The organism is Nesterenkonia haasae (assembly GCF_010119385.1).
Classification (GTDB): domain Bacteria; phylum Actinomycetota; class Actinomycetes; order Actinomycetales; family Micrococcaceae; genus Nesterenkonia; species Nesterenkonia haasae.
The window spans coordinates 60,801-75,303 of record NZ_VFIE01000023.1 but is presented as its reverse complement, the minus strand read 5'-3'; the positions used below and the strand labels follow the sequence as shown (position 1 = coordinate 75,303).

The 14,503-nt window shown below is 60.7% G+C and carries 14 protein-coding genes; 8 read left to right on the top strand and 6 right to left on the bottom strand.

Going from position 1 to position 14,503, the window contains the following annotated elements; all coding sequences use genetic code 11:
- Positions 1–82 precede the first annotated feature (82 nt).
- On the bottom strand, positions 83–937 hold the full coding sequence (locus FH975_RS11595) for a hypothetical protein (protein ID WP_162321462.1): 855 nt from the start codon (positions 935–937) through the stop codon (positions 83–85).
- 101 nt (positions 938–1,038) lie between these two features.
- Here FH975_RS11595 and FH975_RS11590 point away from each other — a divergent pair, with 101 nt between their 5' ends.
- Together FH975_RS11590 and FH975_RS11585 are read left to right on the top strand one after the other, a co-directional pair.
- Positions 1,039–1,605 (top strand): GNAT family N-acetyltransferase, encoded by a 567-nt coding sequence (locus FH975_RS11590; RefSeq protein WP_162321461.1) that lies wholly within the window; start codon positions 1,039–1,041, stop codon positions 1,603–1,605.
- A gap of 29 nt (positions 1,606–1,634) precedes the next feature.
- A complete protein-coding gene (locus FH975_RS11585) occupies positions 1,635–2,153 on the top strand; it encodes a GNAT family N-acetyltransferase (protein ID WP_153077719.1) in 519 nt (172 codons plus the stop codon).
- A 42-nt stretch (positions 2,154–2,195) separates the two neighbouring features.
- On the opposite strand, the gene FH975_RS11580 is transcribed toward FH975_RS11585, so the two are convergent.
- The gene (locus FH975_RS11580) at positions 2,196–2,624 is read right to left on the bottom strand and encodes a winged helix-turn-helix transcriptional regulator (protein WP_328821869.1); all 429 of its coding nucleotides are present in this window, start codon (positions 2,622–2,624) and stop codon (positions 2,196–2,198) included.
- A 103-nt stretch (positions 2,625–2,727) separates the two neighbouring features.
- Between FH975_RS11580 and FH975_RS11575 the strand changes: the two genes are divergently transcribed.
- The 4 genes from FH975_RS11575 (at position 2,728) to FH975_RS11560 (ending at position 5,703) form a co-directional block, all read left to right on the top strand.
- Positions 2,728–3,600 (top strand): oxidoreductase, encoded by an 873-nt coding sequence (locus FH975_RS11575; protein WP_162321460.1) that lies wholly within the window; start codon positions 2,728–2,730, stop codon positions 3,598–3,600.
- Between the two features lie 38 nt (positions 3,601–3,638).
- On the top strand, positions 3,639–4,589 hold the full coding sequence (gene mutM, locus FH975_RS11570; protein WP_162321459.1) for a bifunctional DNA-formamidopyrimidine glycosylase/DNA-(apurinic or apyrimidinic site) lyase: 951 nt from the start codon (positions 3,639–3,641) through the stop codon (positions 4,587–4,589).
- A 65-nt stretch (positions 4,590–4,654) separates the two neighbouring features.
- On the top strand, positions 4,655–5,068 hold the full coding sequence (locus FH975_RS11565) for a hypothetical protein (RefSeq protein ID WP_162321458.1): 414 nt from the start codon (positions 4,655–4,657) through the stop codon (positions 5,066–5,068).
- Positions 5,069–5,217: 149 nt separating this feature from the next.
- Complete coding sequence (locus FH975_RS11560; protein WP_235928700.1) at positions 5,218–5,703, top strand: recombinase family protein; 486 nt, start codon at positions 5,218–5,220, stop codon at positions 5,701–5,703.
- 393 nt (positions 5,704–6,096) lie between these two features.
- Here FH975_RS11560 and FH975_RS11555 read toward each other — a convergent pair whose 3' ends face one another.
- On the bottom strand, positions 6,097–6,810 hold the full coding sequence (locus FH975_RS11555) for a hypothetical protein (protein ID WP_162321457.1): 714 nt from the start codon (positions 6,808–6,810) through the stop codon (positions 6,097–6,099).
- An 887-nt stretch (positions 6,811–7,697) separates the two neighbouring features.
- Complete coding sequence (locus FH975_RS11550; protein ID WP_235928684.1) at positions 7,698–8,042, bottom strand: GNAT family N-acetyltransferase; 345 nt, start codon at positions 8,040–8,042, stop codon at positions 7,698–7,700.
- Between the two features lie 82 nt (positions 8,043–8,124).
- On the opposite strand from FH975_RS11550, the gene FH975_RS11545 reads away from it, so the two are divergent.
- Positions 8,125–8,685 (top strand): GNAT family N-acetyltransferase, encoded by a 561-nt coding sequence (locus FH975_RS11545; protein WP_162321456.1) that lies wholly within the window; start codon positions 8,125–8,127, stop codon positions 8,683–8,685.
- Positions 8,686–8,849: 164 nt separating this feature from the next.
- Here the strand turns inward: FH975_RS11545 and FH975_RS11540 are convergent, their stop codons facing one another.
- Together FH975_RS11540 and FH975_RS11535 are read right to left on the bottom strand one after the other, a co-directional pair.
- Complete coding sequence (locus FH975_RS11540; RefSeq protein ID WP_162321455.1) at positions 8,850–9,620, bottom strand: class I SAM-dependent methyltransferase; 771 nt, start codon at positions 9,618–9,620, stop codon at positions 8,850–8,852.
- 10 nt (positions 9,621–9,630) lie between these two features.
- On the bottom strand, positions 9,631–10,020 hold the full coding sequence (locus FH975_RS11535) for a zinc-binding dehydrogenase (protein ID WP_328821874.1): 390 nt from the start codon (positions 10,018–10,020) through the stop codon (positions 9,631–9,633).
- Positions 10,021–10,768: 748 nt separating this feature from the next.
- Here FH975_RS11535 and FH975_RS11530 point away from each other — a divergent pair.
- Complete coding sequence (locus FH975_RS11530; protein ID WP_162321453.1) at positions 10,769–14,350, top strand: SIR2 family protein; 3,582 nt, start codon at positions 10,769–10,771, stop codon at positions 14,348–14,350.
- The last annotated feature ends 153 nt before the right edge of the window (positions 14,351–14,503 follow it).

Sequence of the window (14,503 nt, the reverse complement as noted above, 5' to 3'; positions counted from 1 at the left end):
GAACTTCCAAGAGGAGTACGACGCCGCCTGCTCGCTCAAGATCCACACTCTGGGTTGACCTCGCCCAGTGAGGCACCGCAGTTTATCCCTCGGGGGCGCCCTCTTCAGGTGCTGGCTGTTCTTCCTGTTGAGGTTCTTCGGCTGGGGCTTCTTCCTCCGGGGGAGCCTCAGGCGCTGGGGGCTCCTCCTGGATGTCGTCCTGCTCAGGTGGGGGGACTTCACCGGAATCATCGTCTTCGATCTCCGGGTCGTCCCCCTCGCCACCCGCTCCGCCTGCCCCGCCGAAGAATGAGGTGCCGCTGCTTTCCTCATTGCGAACGATGTCAGACAGCGGCTGACCCGCCGAGAGCTCGATCACCGTGACCGTCCCTGCTAGCAGCACGAAGACCAGCGCGATCGACCCGAAGATCCTCTTGGGTCCGTAGCGTTCCATCATGGCCGTCCAGGCTTGGCGCAAACGACCAGGTGATGACTGCGCTGGGCTTTCCGAATAGGCCGTCTCGGATTCCTCCCGCACCGGTTCGGCAGTGGCAGAGTCGCCGGCACCAGAGCTAAATGACTCAGGGCCATCAGACGCGGCGTCGGAGCGATCCGCGGTGGAATATCCGAATTCGGTCACACTGTTATCCAGTGGCTCGGAAGGTTGACCCCGGCGCCTGACTTTCGGTGGCGCAAGCTTCACCTTTTCCTTAGCGCTGTAGATCGCTGAGGAGTACATGAAGTTGCCCAGGACGGTGAGAACACTGACCAATCCGACGCCGATGACCGTGCCAGCGACCCCAAGGAAGGACATCAGGTAGGTCACGGTGATGGCAGTCAGCATCCCCGCCAGCGTCTGCGGAACTGACGGTCGTGGAGGCTTCTCAGCACTAGGCGCGGGGGAGTTGCGGCGAGGTTCCTCCTCGCCACCTCTGACATCTTCACGGAAGGCGTTCACAGTCGCCGACTATACGGGGGCTGCTGCGCCGTCGCTAACCTGAACGTTCCCTAGGTCTAGGGCCTGACACACCACAACGCGGGACCACATATCCTAAGTGAGTGCTGGAACAGATTGTGATCAGGCAGCCGCAGCTCCACGACGCCGCCCGGATCGGGTTGGCACATTCCATCGCCGCGGATGAGGCCTACGGGTATTACTTTCCGCACGATTGGATGCTCCGGCGCAACACTCCCAGCAAACGGACCGAACAGTGGACCGAACTGCTCGCCGAACCCCTCCCTGAGGGTCACCAGCGCAGGGTGCTGATTGCTGAAGCCGGTGAGCAGGTGGTCGGTTTCGGAATTTTCGGCACCGCCCGGGACCACGACGCCCCGCTGCCTCTGGAACTGCACCGGCTCTATGTGCTTTCTGCCGCCTATGGCACCGGACTCTCTGATCGGCTGCTGACGGAGCTCGTCCCCGGAAACACCGCGCACTACCTCTGGGTGATGGAGGAGAACACCCGGGCGATCGCCTTTTACCGAAAGCGCGGGTACCTCCCTGACGGCGCGGTTCAGCACCTGCCGAACATCGCGAACCTCCCCAAGATCCGCATGGTCTGGACCCCCTCATACGGAGACGCCGCCTACAGTAGAGGGTGGAGCGAGCCGGGGTCAGGCTCATAGGCAGCTCTCGAGCGAAAGTGAGCACTTACATGAGCCCTGACTTCACAGTCCGGCACCCCAAGTTACATGAGGCTGAAGGTATCGCCAGCGTGCATGTCAAAGCGTGGGAGGAAGCCTACTCAGGTATTTTCCCTGAGCAGTTCTGGAACGAGGAGTCGTACCAGCGCAGGCTTAACTCCTGGCGGCAGATGCTCGCCGACCAGGCCCACCGAGCGCGCACCAGGGTCACCGAAGTAGACGGCACCATTGTGGGTATGGCCCAGATCGGTCCTCCGCATGAGGAGGATGTGGATGTCGAGCATGAGCTCTACATGATGTACCTGTTGGCCGAACACCAGGGCAGTGGAGCTTCCTCCGCCATGCTGGAGGAGCTCCTCAACAACAAATCCGCTTCTCTCTGGGTACTCAAAGACAACCCGCGGGCGCAGGCCTTCTACCGCAAACACGGATTCGAACCAGACGGTGAGGAAATCGACCTGGGCGAGGATGAAGGTTCCGGCGCTCTCAGAGGGATCGTGGAGATCCGCATGGTCCGCGGTCCGCAGTAGTTTCTCAGCTCGCGGGCCAGAGTGCGCAGGCCCTACCGTAGGTCAGTGTGCACTGTCGAAGAAGGCCTGATTCTCGGCGACCTCATCCCGGTGCGCTTCTGACCAGAGCTTGATCTGACGCATGGTGTGGTGCAGGGAGAGGCCCAGGCCGGTGAGTTCATAGGAGACGGTCACCGGGACTGTGGCGGTGGCTGTCCGGTCAATAAGTCCGTCTCTTTCCAGCGATCTGAGGGTCTGGGACAACATCTTCGGACTGATGCCTGCCAGCACTCGGGCTAGCTCGGAGTACCGCATGGGGCGGGGCTCACCCGTGCAGTCGGGTCCGCTCCCCAGTGCTGACATCACCAGGGTCACCCACTTGCCTGACACACGTGCAAGCAGCTGCTGGCTCGGGCACGCCGCCAGAAACGCGTTGTACTGCGTCTTCGCTTCGGCTCTCTTCTGGGCCGCGGTCTTGGTCGCCAATCTCACTCCCGGGATATCAACGCACTTTTCGGTAACTACTTCCTTAAAGGTAGCGCACGGTTCAGAGTGGTGGAGGGCAACCTGACCCACAAGCCATCGAAAGGTACACATGACCACCTCAACACTCACCCTCCCCGGCGGCACCTGGACCCTCGGTGATACCCCTGTCGCTCGCTTCGGATATGGGGCCATGCAACTTACCGGCCCGTGGGTCCTCGGAGAACCCGCTGATCGTGCCGGTGCTCTCGCTGTGCTGAGGGAAGCGGTCTCGCACGGCATCAACCACATCGATACTGCTGAGACGTACGGTCCGCGTGTGGCCAACAATCTCATCCGCGAGGCCCTGCACCCTTACGGAGAGACACTCTTGATTGCGACCAAGGTCGGTGGTCGTCGTGACGCCAACGGCGGCTGGCCCAGTGCCCGGAAACCTGATGAACTGCGCCAGCAGATCCAGGACAACCTAGAAACCCTCGGAGTGGAGGCCCTGGACCTGGTGCATCTGCGCCTTGGTGACGCGAACGGACCTGTCCCGGAACGTATCAGTGAGGCCTTCCAGACGCTGGTGGACCTGCAGGATCAGGGTGTGATCCGGCACCTGGGCGTCAGCAACGCTACTGCCGCGCAGGTCAGCGAAGCGCAGTCGATCGCGCCGATCGTCTCCGTGCAGAACATGTACAACCTCGCCACTCGCCATGACGACCAGTTGATCGACCAGCTTGCAGCCGAGGGTGTGGCCTACATCCCGTTCTTCCCGCTCGGCGGGTTCACCCCGCTGCAGTCGGCGGCCCTGTCGTCGGTCGTAGCGCGGCTCGGGTCTACGCCCATGTCGGTCGCACTGGCGTGGTTACTGCGCCGGTCGCCGAATATTCTCCTCATTGCGGGCACATCCTCTGCCGCGCACCTTCGGGAGAACATCACCGGAGCCGGCGTAGAACTCTCGGAGTCCTACCTCAATGAACTGAACAGTATCGCGGGCTGATCCTCCGGCCGGAGATGGTTCTGGCACACTGAGGTGCTATGCCTGAGTTGCCAGAGGTTGAGGTGGTCCGCCGCGGGGTGGACCGGTGGGCTGCGCACCGGACCGTGGAGCAGGTCACCGTCCATGACGAACGCAGCCTTCGCCGCTATGCAGAAGGTCCACAGGCTTTCCGCGACCAGCTGACCGGCGGCACACTGGGTGCCCCGCTGCGGCGCGGTAAGTTCCTGTGGATCCCGCTTACCAGTCAGCACACACCACAGCCGACCGCGCTGGTCATTCATTTGGGCATGAGTGGGCAGGTGCTCATGGAGCACGACGACGCCCCGGCAGAGAAACACCTCAAAATCACCCTGGCACTGGGGGACAGGCCACGGGCCGACGCCGCGGAAGAGGGTCACGCCCCTCCGAACCAGTTGCGGTTTGTGGACCAGCGGATCTTCGGCGGCATGCACCTGAGCCCGTTGATCCCTGATGTGGTGACTCGCACCTCCCAGCGGATGATCCCGCAGTCGGCAACGCATATTGCTCCGGACCCGCTGGAGCCGGCTGTCACCGCAGAATGGATTTTTACTGCGCTGCGGCGTCGTCGTACTGGGATTAAGCGGGCGCTGCTGGATCAGACGGTGATCTCCGGGGTGGGCAATATTTACGCTGATGAGGCGTTGTGGCGCGCTCGCATGCATTACGCGCGCAGGGCTGAGACGGTCACCCGGGCGGAGGCGGCCCGGCTGCTGAGCGCGCTGCAGGAGGTGATGGCCGCGGCGTTGGAGGCTGGGGGTACGAGTTTTGATGCGCTCTACGTCAACGTCAACGGAGCGTCTGGTTACTTTGACCGGTCGCTGCAGGCCTATGGGCAGGCCGGCCGGGAATGCTCCCGCTGCGCGGTAGCCGGTCGCAGCGCTGGGGTGATCCAGCGGGCGAAGTTCATGGGCCGTTCCTCCTACTGGTGCCCGGTCTGCCAACCGCGGCCCCGCAACGGCCGGTGGTAGACGCGTCCCACGCGTTCGCCGATACCTGCCCTTGCGACATGTGGGTAGTTGTGGATGAGAGCTAAGTGCTGAAGCCGGCTACAGGCCGTTTAGATGGGTACGGCTGGGCACCGGGGGATCTTGAGCGGGTGTGCTCTGGCGTCCAACACGTCGCGGCCCTTTCCGGCCCGGAGAGGGTAACGGAGGAGCAGGCCGAAGCGCGCGCCGCGCTCCTCGATGAAGCCTTCATCTACTACTCCAACGGTCTCTCTGCGGCGCCATACAACCCCACTGGCTATATCGTGCGCTTACCAGACCTCGGATGGACGCACGGTGGAATCGGCCGACACGTCCGATTCGCCAAGCAGCGAGTGCAGAAGCTCATCAAGACTGGTGAGGAACGTATGCGCGACCATAGCGGCGACAAGCCACAAACGGTCGTTTTTGACCACGCCGTCCGAGGCGCATCGGCTGACGCCGACACGCCGACCCGGCCGTAGTCACAACCTGTTCCGAAACCAGGGGAGTGTCACAACGCAGCGCGTACCGTTTGTGACACCACCGGACCTACCCACGGAGCCGCACATGGCGATCATCGGCTACGCACGAGTCAGCACCCCCGGCCAATCCACCAACTCAGGTTGAGGCGCTGCGCGCAGCCGGAGCTGAACAGGTCTTCACCGATCATGGTGAATCCAGCCGTGTGAAAGACCGGCCGCAGTGGACCGAATGCCAGACCTACCTACGTTCCGGTGAGACCCTTCTGGTGCGTGGACTGGATCGTCTGGCAGGCAGCGAGACAATGGCGCTGCACATCGTGCACGACCTGGGGGAGAGGGGCATCGGCCTCAAATCCCTGACAGAGCCCGATATCGACACCAGTACACCGATGGTCCGAGCGATGCTGGGCATCGTCGCTGTCTTCATGCGGCTGCGTGTTGACACCATCAGGGACAACACCACCCGAGGGCTCGCCTACGCACGCGCCCAGGGACGCGTCGGCGGAAGACCTACGGTAATGACGCCAGAGCGGCTACGCGCCGCCCGGACCCTCCAGGCGCAGGGAGTCAGCCTCACTGACATCAGCCATTCCCTGGGCGTGAGTCGGTCAAGCGTCTGGCGCGCACTGCGTTAACAAAGGACTGAGCAGCCCCGCACTTGATCGTGAGGGGCCACTCAGCGGTGACCTTTGCGGACTTAACCTACTCGACTCGTGCCATTTTTGTCGGATCGGTGGATTGAGGTTTAGTTCTTAATTGAGTGTTCTTGTTCTGACAGTAAGAGTCGACCGCATCCATTGAATGACGATAGCTGCACCGATTAGGGCGGAACCGGTAGGGAATAGCCCCCATTGCACGATGAGAATAATTGGTTCTGCGAGGACCAAGAAAGCATTTTCGTCAGGGCGAAGCCTTCCCGAGATTCCCGCAAATAGACGAGGAGTCAGAGTAAGTGCCAGCGCTCCTACAATATAGCAAAAAACGGCCCAATATATGCACTTCTTGGCTGTCCTATCCAATTTAAAGCCTTACCTTAGTCCGTGGCACCACTGGCCAACGCTAGAAGACGTGCTTTGTGCGCGAAGCTGAGGATTACCGGCCACGTTGCCCCATGGGACCCCGGACCTTATCTGTGTCTCGCCACCGTAACCCGATCCAATGTGGTACCACCGGCGTTCATATAAGTTGGCACCGACCTGCAGGAACCCTAGCCCTTGACCAGAAACGATTGCATTCGTTTGCGGCAGCGGGGTGAACCGATAGGTAGTGGTTACTCCATGATCGCCTATCAAGGCGGTGTCGCTATCCGATTCTGGCCCCCACGCGCCCACACCGGCCACGTATGTTTCATTTCCAGGGGTGCTGCATGCTGACATTGGTTCATTCCCGACACCTGCTTCTCCGTAACTTTCTGTGTAGACGGCGGTGTCGTCCGCTTGATTGCTTTGTTCAACGATTGCTTCAGGCGTCAGCCCTTGGGGAAGATTACCTTCGCTGTCGGCGATGATGACGATTTCATCATCGTCGACAGGGCCGACGTCTATAAGATCTGCCTCTTCTGCTGCAGGTGGCGCATCAGTCTCAGGATATACGACAACATAACCGTCGCCCTGAACAACATCATTCACCTCAGTTACTTCAAGCTCTTCATCTGAAGCAACCGCATTCGGGAGGGCTAGCATTCCAATGAGCACTGCACCTGATAAAGCGCCTATTGATCGGTTTGCAACACGAATAATCATTTCTTTCTATATACAACAATCGTCTTCACTTATCGAATGTTGCTAAACGACGGTAGCAGCCATTGGAGGGCGAAATCAATAGGTAGCAGTCAGATGGGGGGCTATCCGGCATTGAGTGACCTCCACACGGTGGAAAGGACTCCGCAGCAGCACCGGCAGAGCAACACCTGGGGTAGGTGTGCTGTTCCAATGAACAGCGCCCTCAGCACACCGTGAAGTGGGCAGAGGCCGCGTGGAAACATGGCGCCGACGGTGTGGTGTACATGTGTAAAAATTTCAATCAAGCAGCTTCATATTGCTTTTTCGGAACCACGAGCGGCCAATCGCTGAAAGCCCAGCAAGGATGGCCGCCGCGGCGCCATTTCACGCTGCTGCAACGCGACCGGGACTGGCTGGTCGAGGTGGCTGCCGCAGTAGGGATACACATAGATCTCACCTGCTAGGCACCGGGGCTTCTGGATACTTTGACCGGTCTCTGCGGGCCTATGGGCAGGTGGGTCGGGAATGTTCTCGCTGTGCGGTGGCCGGTCGCAGCGGCGGGGTGATCCAGCGGTCGAGTTCATGGCCGTTCTTCCTTCGACGACACCAGCTAGGCTCCTCGCGGCTGCGGGCAGAGAGCCTGCTGAGTTCCTTCTGGAGTTCAGGGGTGGCTGGATTGACTGATGGTGTGCAGAGGGCCTGAGCTCCGTTGAATGGGGGCGTTGTGGGGGCTGATGCCTTACGTTCAGGTGATGTCCCGGCGCATCACTATGCGGGGCCACCGGTCTAACCCAAGGGCGGACTCGTGCTCCCGGATTGCACGCAATCCCTTTGTCAGTTGGTGCTCTTCAAGCACTTTGAATCCAATTCTTTCGTAGTACGGCGCGTTCCATGGGACGTCCGCGAAGCTAGTCAGGGTTAGTCCGTTCTGGTTGTGGCCCCGCGCCCAGTCGGCGGCGGATTCTATAAGCGCTCTTCACTATTCCCTGCCGGGCGTGGTCGGGATGCACTGTGACCTGTTCAATGTGCGCATTGCCATCCACGGTGTCTAACAGTAGATACGCCGTTGGCCGGTCATCTTCATCAACCGCTACCCATGCCCGTTCAGCTTCTTGAAACACTGCAAGTTCTTCAAGTGTTGGTGGTTCGTCTTCCGCGATGCTGTCCATACCAAGGTCGTAGAATGCCAAGCCAGCAGCTCGTTCAATCTCCCGTAAATCGTTGAGGTCACGGGGTCGGGCGCTTCGGATCATAGATCACATATATCACCGCGGAGTCTCAGGATCGGTAATTTCTGACAGTAGTCATTAATCGGGCTCAATGAGTCGTCGTATAATGTCACCGTACGAAACGTCGTGTTCCGTTTTTCCCGAAGAGGTCATTGAATTGTTCACTTGGATTACTCGTCCGGAGCAGCATGGAGATATTGCAGAGATTCGGGCAGTCAACGTTGCAGCGTTTCCTGGTGAAGACGAAGCGGACCTAGTTGAGGCCCTTCGGTCGGACCCACAGGCGTGGGTCGATGGGCTCTCAATTGTTGCCACTGATGCCAGCGGCGCTGTGGTCGGTCATGCTCTCCTTACCCGCTGCAGTGTCGGCGGAGAAGCTGCGCTAGCTTTGGCCCCCTGTGCTGTCTTACCGGGCTACCAGGGCACCGGCGCTGGAAGTGCAGCAATTCGAGCGGGTCTCGACGCGGCCAAGCAGCGCGGAGAGAACTTAGTTGTGGTTCTGGGACATGCCGACTTCTATCCACGATTCGGCTTCACGGCGGCCTCGGGGTTTGGGGTTACTGCACCTTTCGAAGTCCCTGATGATTCTTTCCTCGCCCTGGCCCTTGATCCCAACCAAGACACGCCATCCGGTGAAATTAAGTACGCGACCGCTTTCGGGGTGTGAAGTAATCAATAACGGTCGCTTTTGACCACGCAGCCGTGCCTGCGGTTCGGCCGTCGACACGCCGACGATCCCGTAGTCAAAACCTGTTCCGAATGGGGCACGTTCGGCCATCCTCAGTCTCAATCTGCACGCAGCCGGGCTGAGGTTTGAGTTGTCCCCTTAGGCTAGTCGCGGCGGGCGATGAGGATGTGCTCGACACTAGCCTCAGTGACAGGACCGCGTGACCAGTCGCCGTAAGAGTGCTCGATCGTGAAGCCGGCGGTGTCAAGGCTGCTGGTCAGGCGATCCATTGGGCGGAAGATGAGCGTCTCGGAGGTCTCGTCGCCGGAGCGCGTGCCGTCCGGGTACACAGTGATGCCACGGTGTGTCTCGATGACACCTTCAGGTGCCTCTTCGTTGACCTGAAGCGACTCGACCCAGCTGGTGAACTCACCACCGTCGGGGTGGGGGTATGTGCCAAAGGTGTTGTCGCGAGTCCAGCGCTCCCAGGCGCGGTTGCCCGGGTTGCGGCTCTCGAAAGCGATCCGGCCGCCGGGTCGAAGTGCCCGGTGAGCGTGCTGTAGAACCTCATCCCACGCGTCATCGGTGATGAAGTACTGGGCAACGTGCCCGGTCATGATCACCAGGTCGGCGATGGCATCGGGAACATCGTTGGCGTACCCGTGGATCCAGGTTGCCAGGTGACCTCCCGGCCGTGTGCGGGCGGTCACAAGCATCGCTTCAGCCGGGTCGACCCCGGTCACCTGATATCCGGCCTGGGCGAGTTCGACACCGAGCGCCCCGGTGCCACAACCGATGTCGAGGACCGCGAAGTCGTCAACCCCCTCACTCAGCTCCTCGGCAAGAGCGAGGTAGAAGTCGAAGTCCCAGCGCCCGCTGTTCTCGGCGTCATAGACCTGGGCAACACGTGGCTCGTCGTATCCGCTCTTCGTCACGCGCTCGAGTCTAGTTACCCCCGTGCCGCGTGATGTTGCCTCCAGCGACGGAGCCCAGGTCACGCTCGGGCGCTACGGTCTCCTCGGGGTCGAGCGGCTGAGGATGCAGGACGATCTTGCCCACATGGCGACGTCGGCCGAGTTTTTCCTGCGCTTGGGAGGCCTCATGAAGCGGGTAGGCTTTCGCGATGACTGGACGGACCTGTGCCTGTCGAGCGATGTCCATCAGCAGTCCAAAGTGGGACGGGGTGTGCATGCTGGAGCCAATAATTTGGGCATTGTGGAGATAGAGCCGACGCACGTCGAAACCTACAGTGTGCCCACCGAGCGCACCGGCGATCACCCACCTGCCACCTTCGCGCAGCAAGGTCACCCCCTCGCTCACGAGGTCTCCTGCCACGACGTCGAGAAACCGCAGGGGCACGGATTGCCGGCCATCTTGTAGACCGTGTTTCCGAGTGTCCACTGACCGTCAGGCCGCACCTGGCCGGCGCGGGTTCACGACCGACTTACGATGACCTGGGTCCCACCCGATCTTTGGATTCGCCAGCCACAGGTAGGTTGTGCGTAGCAGCACCTTGCGTGCTTGCTCGGGTTCTCGGGGCTATTCAACATCTTCGGTTGCTTGGCCAGCTCTGCAATGTTCTGCACAACGACGAATCCCTGGATGCGTGCACGGCTCTTGTGCAGCCACTGTTATAAGGAGGACGTCGTGATACCCAGGTTTCCATGGACATGTATTTCGTTATCCCAGAACCATCAGCTCGACGCAGAGGCCTTGGACTCCGCAGACGAGGTGCTCGGACCAGGACTACCCTTACTCACTTCCTGACAGTGGGGAAGCCAACCGAACCGTCACCAGACATGTCGTGACGGCTTTTCTCGTTATCTCGGGTAGCGCCACATGTGTGGGAATCCAAGAGCACCGATCTCAAGTGCAGCCAGTGCGATTTAGCCTTCAAGGGCGTCAAGCGTGTCGATAAGGCTGCGGGCCGTCGAAAGCGTTTGGCAGGGATTCTCGCCATTTGGGTGCTGTCTTATACTGGATCTTGGTCTCCGCAAGACATTGGTGCGCAGGCGTCACGGAGAGGCGCGGACGGGGGCACGTAGGTGAACGAACTGAGTGGCGCTATTGGGGTCGTGGACTGATGTGGGTTACCGGGGATGTGGAGCTTCCCGATGAAATCCTCGACGCTCACGAGCGCGGTGAACTCGTGTTCTTCGTCGGTGCAGGCGCTTCGCTGGGCAAGCCTTCGAACCTGCCCTTATTCGACAGCCTCGCGAAGAAGCTCGCGCGACAGGCGTCGCACCCATTCTCGAAGCGCGGCGGACTGGACTTCTTTATTGGGCAATTGGAGTCGTTACCACAGGGGTTTGACGCGCACCACCACGCACATACCCTGATTTCCAATCCGAAGTCGAAATTCAATCCGCTCCACGGTGCGATCGTAGACCTCGCGGGAATCGGGGGAACGTTTCGTGTGGTGACGACCAACTACGACGATCATCTCGCCTCTGCTGCAAGCAGCGGGTCGATCCCGATCCCGAACACCTGGTACGCCCCGGCGTTGCCACTCGGTCGTGACTTCACTGGGCTCGTACACCTGCACGGTTCAGTACGTCGCCCGAAGGAGGAGATGATCCTCACCGACCGCGATTTCGGTCGCGCATACATCACCGACGCGTGGGCCGCACGGTTTCTCCTCCCAATGTTCGATCGATTCACCGTGGTGTTCATCGGCTACAGCCACGATGACGCGATCATGCGATACCTCGCGCTCGGGCTGCCCTCGAGCGGCAAGGTCTCGGCCCCTAAACGGTTCGCGTTCACGACCGACCCGTTGAACAGCAAGTGGGGATACCTGGGGATCCGACCAATCGCCTACCCGGTCTTCGGGCGCGATCATCGAGCCCTTTTGGCGGCACTCAGCGAGTGGGGCGATCGCGCCAAAATGGGACAGACCGACCACCAGTCGCGCTTACGGGTGATTGTTGGCGGCGGAACCGCTTTGCCATGGCCCGACCGCGACTATCTCCATGCTCGTCTCCGGACTACCGACGGCGCCCGCGACTTTGCGGCTGCGACTGGGTCGCTTCCCGACGATGACAAACTCGAGTGGCTGACCTGGTTGGAGGAATTCCCCGAGTTCAAAGCCCTGTTCTCGCCATCGAATGTTTCAGAAGCGACGGCAATCCTAGGCAACTGGTTCGCAAAGACCTTCATCGGGTCGGCGACTCTGAACGCTGCAGCGCTCCAGACCGCGCAACGACTCGGTCAGTCCATGACCACTTCGCTCTACCGGACTGCCACCTGGTTCGCCAACGCTTTAAGTGAGCAGGATACGTCTGCAGGAAAGCGGTGGCAGGCGTTCCTCGCCACCTCGATCTATGGACAGTCGGCACCGCTCGAAACCGACCTCCTCATGCCGTTCCTGGACAATTCGACGCCACTCAGCATGGCGGTGCTGCGGACGGCGTTGCGGCCTTTTCTAAAGCTGGAACGACGCTGGTTCGTCGAGGAGTCCGCCGTGCGCACGACCCATCCCAATGCGAAGGTCACCTGGCACGCGGAGGACTACGCGCTGACCCAGCAGGTTCGACTCGTGGTGCAGGCATCCGACCCTGGAGATCGTTCTCTTGGCGGACTCCTGGAGGACGTCATAATGGCGGCATACGACCTGTTTGACGCGTATCACGGCGAGCGAGAATGGGACCTGCTCGCGCATCAACGGTTCGCGATCGAGGCACACGCCCAGGATGAATTCCGCGAGCCGTTCGATGCGGTCATCGACGGTCTCAGAGATTACGGGATCAAGGCGCTGCACGTATGGCCGGGACTTCCCGAGCGCTGGTGGAGTCTCGACCGAGCGCTCACGCAACGCCTCGCGCTGCATCTGGTGGCTAACGATCCGGCACGAAGTGCGGACGAAAAGCTCTCGTGGCTCCTCGGTCGCGCCGGGCTCTATGCCGACAATTTGAAGCATGAGACGTATCAGTTACTCGCCTCCGCAACCAGCACCGCGTCGCCATCGCTCAAGCGGCGAGTCCTGGACGCGGCCGCTATCGGACCCGACTACTTCGAAGAGATTCCCGATCGTGATGGACACATAGCGTACTTGAAGTACAACCTGCTGGCATGGCTGAAGCAGGCCGATCCTGACTGGGCTGAGGCACGAATCACGTTCGACGCGGTCCAGTCTGAGAACCCCAGTTTTGAAGTCCGAGAGCACCCTGACTTCGACACGTGGATGACGAGCGGAACCTGGGGCGGAAAGCCACCAATAGATATCGAGGAATTCATTCAGACGCTCGCTCAGAACGTGGACGCTGCACTCGAGGCCCTGTTGTCCCACGACTACTCCGAACGTCACTTCGATCAACCCGAATGGCGAGATGCACTCGGAATAGTGCAGCAGGCTGCTGAGCGACGCCCGGACCTTGGGGTTCAGCTCTGGGACGCGATCCTTGGCCGTGACGACCTCGACGAGAAGCAGGTCGATCTGTGGCGTGCGATTGCCGAAGGGTGGGGAAAGGCGGCCCTTGGAGATGCGGGGCTCGTAGTTGTCGAGCGCCTCTACGCACTTCGGGAGGACAAGGAGTCCGCCTATTCGGTCGGGCGTTTCCTGCTTGATCAGGTTCAACAGCAGCTCGATGTGGATGAATCGCCGATGCTCGCATCCATGCGCGAGTTGGCGAGTGTGCTATGGCACGCACAGGGTTCAGGCTTCACCCGGCGTGCAGACGCGAGCCCCGTGTCGTTCGCGGCGGCGCACCTCAATTCGTGGCCGGGTCTCTTGGCCCAGTATTGGGCCAGTGAGGTTGATCGTCGCTGGCGGCACTCGCGTGAGGAATGGGCTGGCCTGAGTGACGAGGAGTCGGATGCGCTCATCGGGCTACTCAACGACAACAAGGATGCGTTGGATGCTACTCAGCCTGGGATTGCTGGCAAGCTGTTCTTCTATTTCGCCGCAGATGAAAACTTCGCGGCAGCGCACCTGCTTCCGCTTTTCAACGACCCAAAGCGGCATGTCTTTAGCTGGGGTCCTTTCCTGCACCGTCCCAGGTGGAACGACCGGCTTCTCGCAGCGGGCCTCTTAGGCAGCATGGTTGCCGAGCTTAGCCGTCTCCGCGATTTGCCAGGTCGCCAGCAGCATCTCATCTTCCTGGGGTTCGTCGCCTCTGTGGTGTCATACGCGGGCATCACGAGTACCGACCGGAGGCGCCTCCTTCATCAGACGGTGCTCGCGTCAGACGGTTCGCATGCCGCCGACTTCGCTGAAACAGTGGCCCGATTTCTCCGTGAGGACGGCATAGACGGGGCCGAGGTTTGGCACCGGTGGCTCGGCAAGCATCTGGAACGCCGCATCAACGGGCAGCCGCGTGTTGCATCCGTCGAAGAGCTTGCGCGCTGGGCGGACGTCGTCCCTCTCGTCGGTAAGTTCGTCCCTGCCGCAGCGATGCTTCTCAGTGGACACGGCATCGGCCTCGGCGAGCGGTTCTTGCATCGGAAGTTTGCGGATGGCGTTCTCACCTCCCATGGCCCCGAGCTCGTTGCTTTCTTCGCCGAGCGCGTCCGGAGCACGACCGTTTCGGACTACATGATGACTCGCCGCGTGCGGGAACTGGTCGAGGCGATAAGAGGGGCGATCGGCGATACCGTTGCCGGACCACTAATCGAAGCGGCGACGGATAAAGGGGTCCTAGACGTTGGCGAATGGAGACGACATTGAACACTGGACACGCGACCTCATCGAGGGTCAATCGACTGCGACGCGCTTACGAGCTGCAAGTCGGTGGGAACTGAATTCCCCGAGGCAAGCCTTCGGAACTTCTGTCGCTGGGGGAGCCCACTCGAGCCTTGGTTCAAATTCGGCGAACTTCCC

Excerpts from the sequence above, each read along its gene's own strand:
- FH975_RS11555 (WP_162321457.1), bottom strand. The coding sequence starts at position 6,810 with ATGATTATTCGTGTTGCAAACCGATCAATAGGCGCTTTATCAGGTGCA.
- FH975_RS11550 (WP_235928684.1), bottom strand. The coding sequence starts at position 8,042 with ATGATCCGAAGCGCCCGACCCCGTGACCTCAACGATTTACGGGAGATT.
- FH975_RS11545 (WP_162321456.1), top strand. The coding sequence starts at position 8,125 with ATGTCACCGTACGAAACGTCGTGTTCCGTTTTTCCCGAAGAGGTCATT.
- mutM (WP_162321459.1), top strand. The coding sequence starts at position 3,639 with ATGCCTGAGTTGCCAGAGGTTGAGGTGGTCCGCCGCGGGGTGGACCGG.
- FH975_RS11530 (WP_162321453.1), top strand. The coding sequence starts at position 10,769 with ATGTGGGTTACCGGGGATGTGGAGCTTCCCGATGAAATCCTCGACGCT.
- FH975_RS11585 (WP_153077719.1), top strand. The coding sequence starts at position 1,635 with ATGAGCCCTGACTTCACAGTCCGGCACCCCAAGTTACATGAGGCTGAA.
- FH975_RS11575 (WP_162321460.1), top strand. The coding sequence starts at position 2,728 with ATGACCACCTCAACACTCACCCTCCCCGGCGGCACCTGGACCCTCGGT.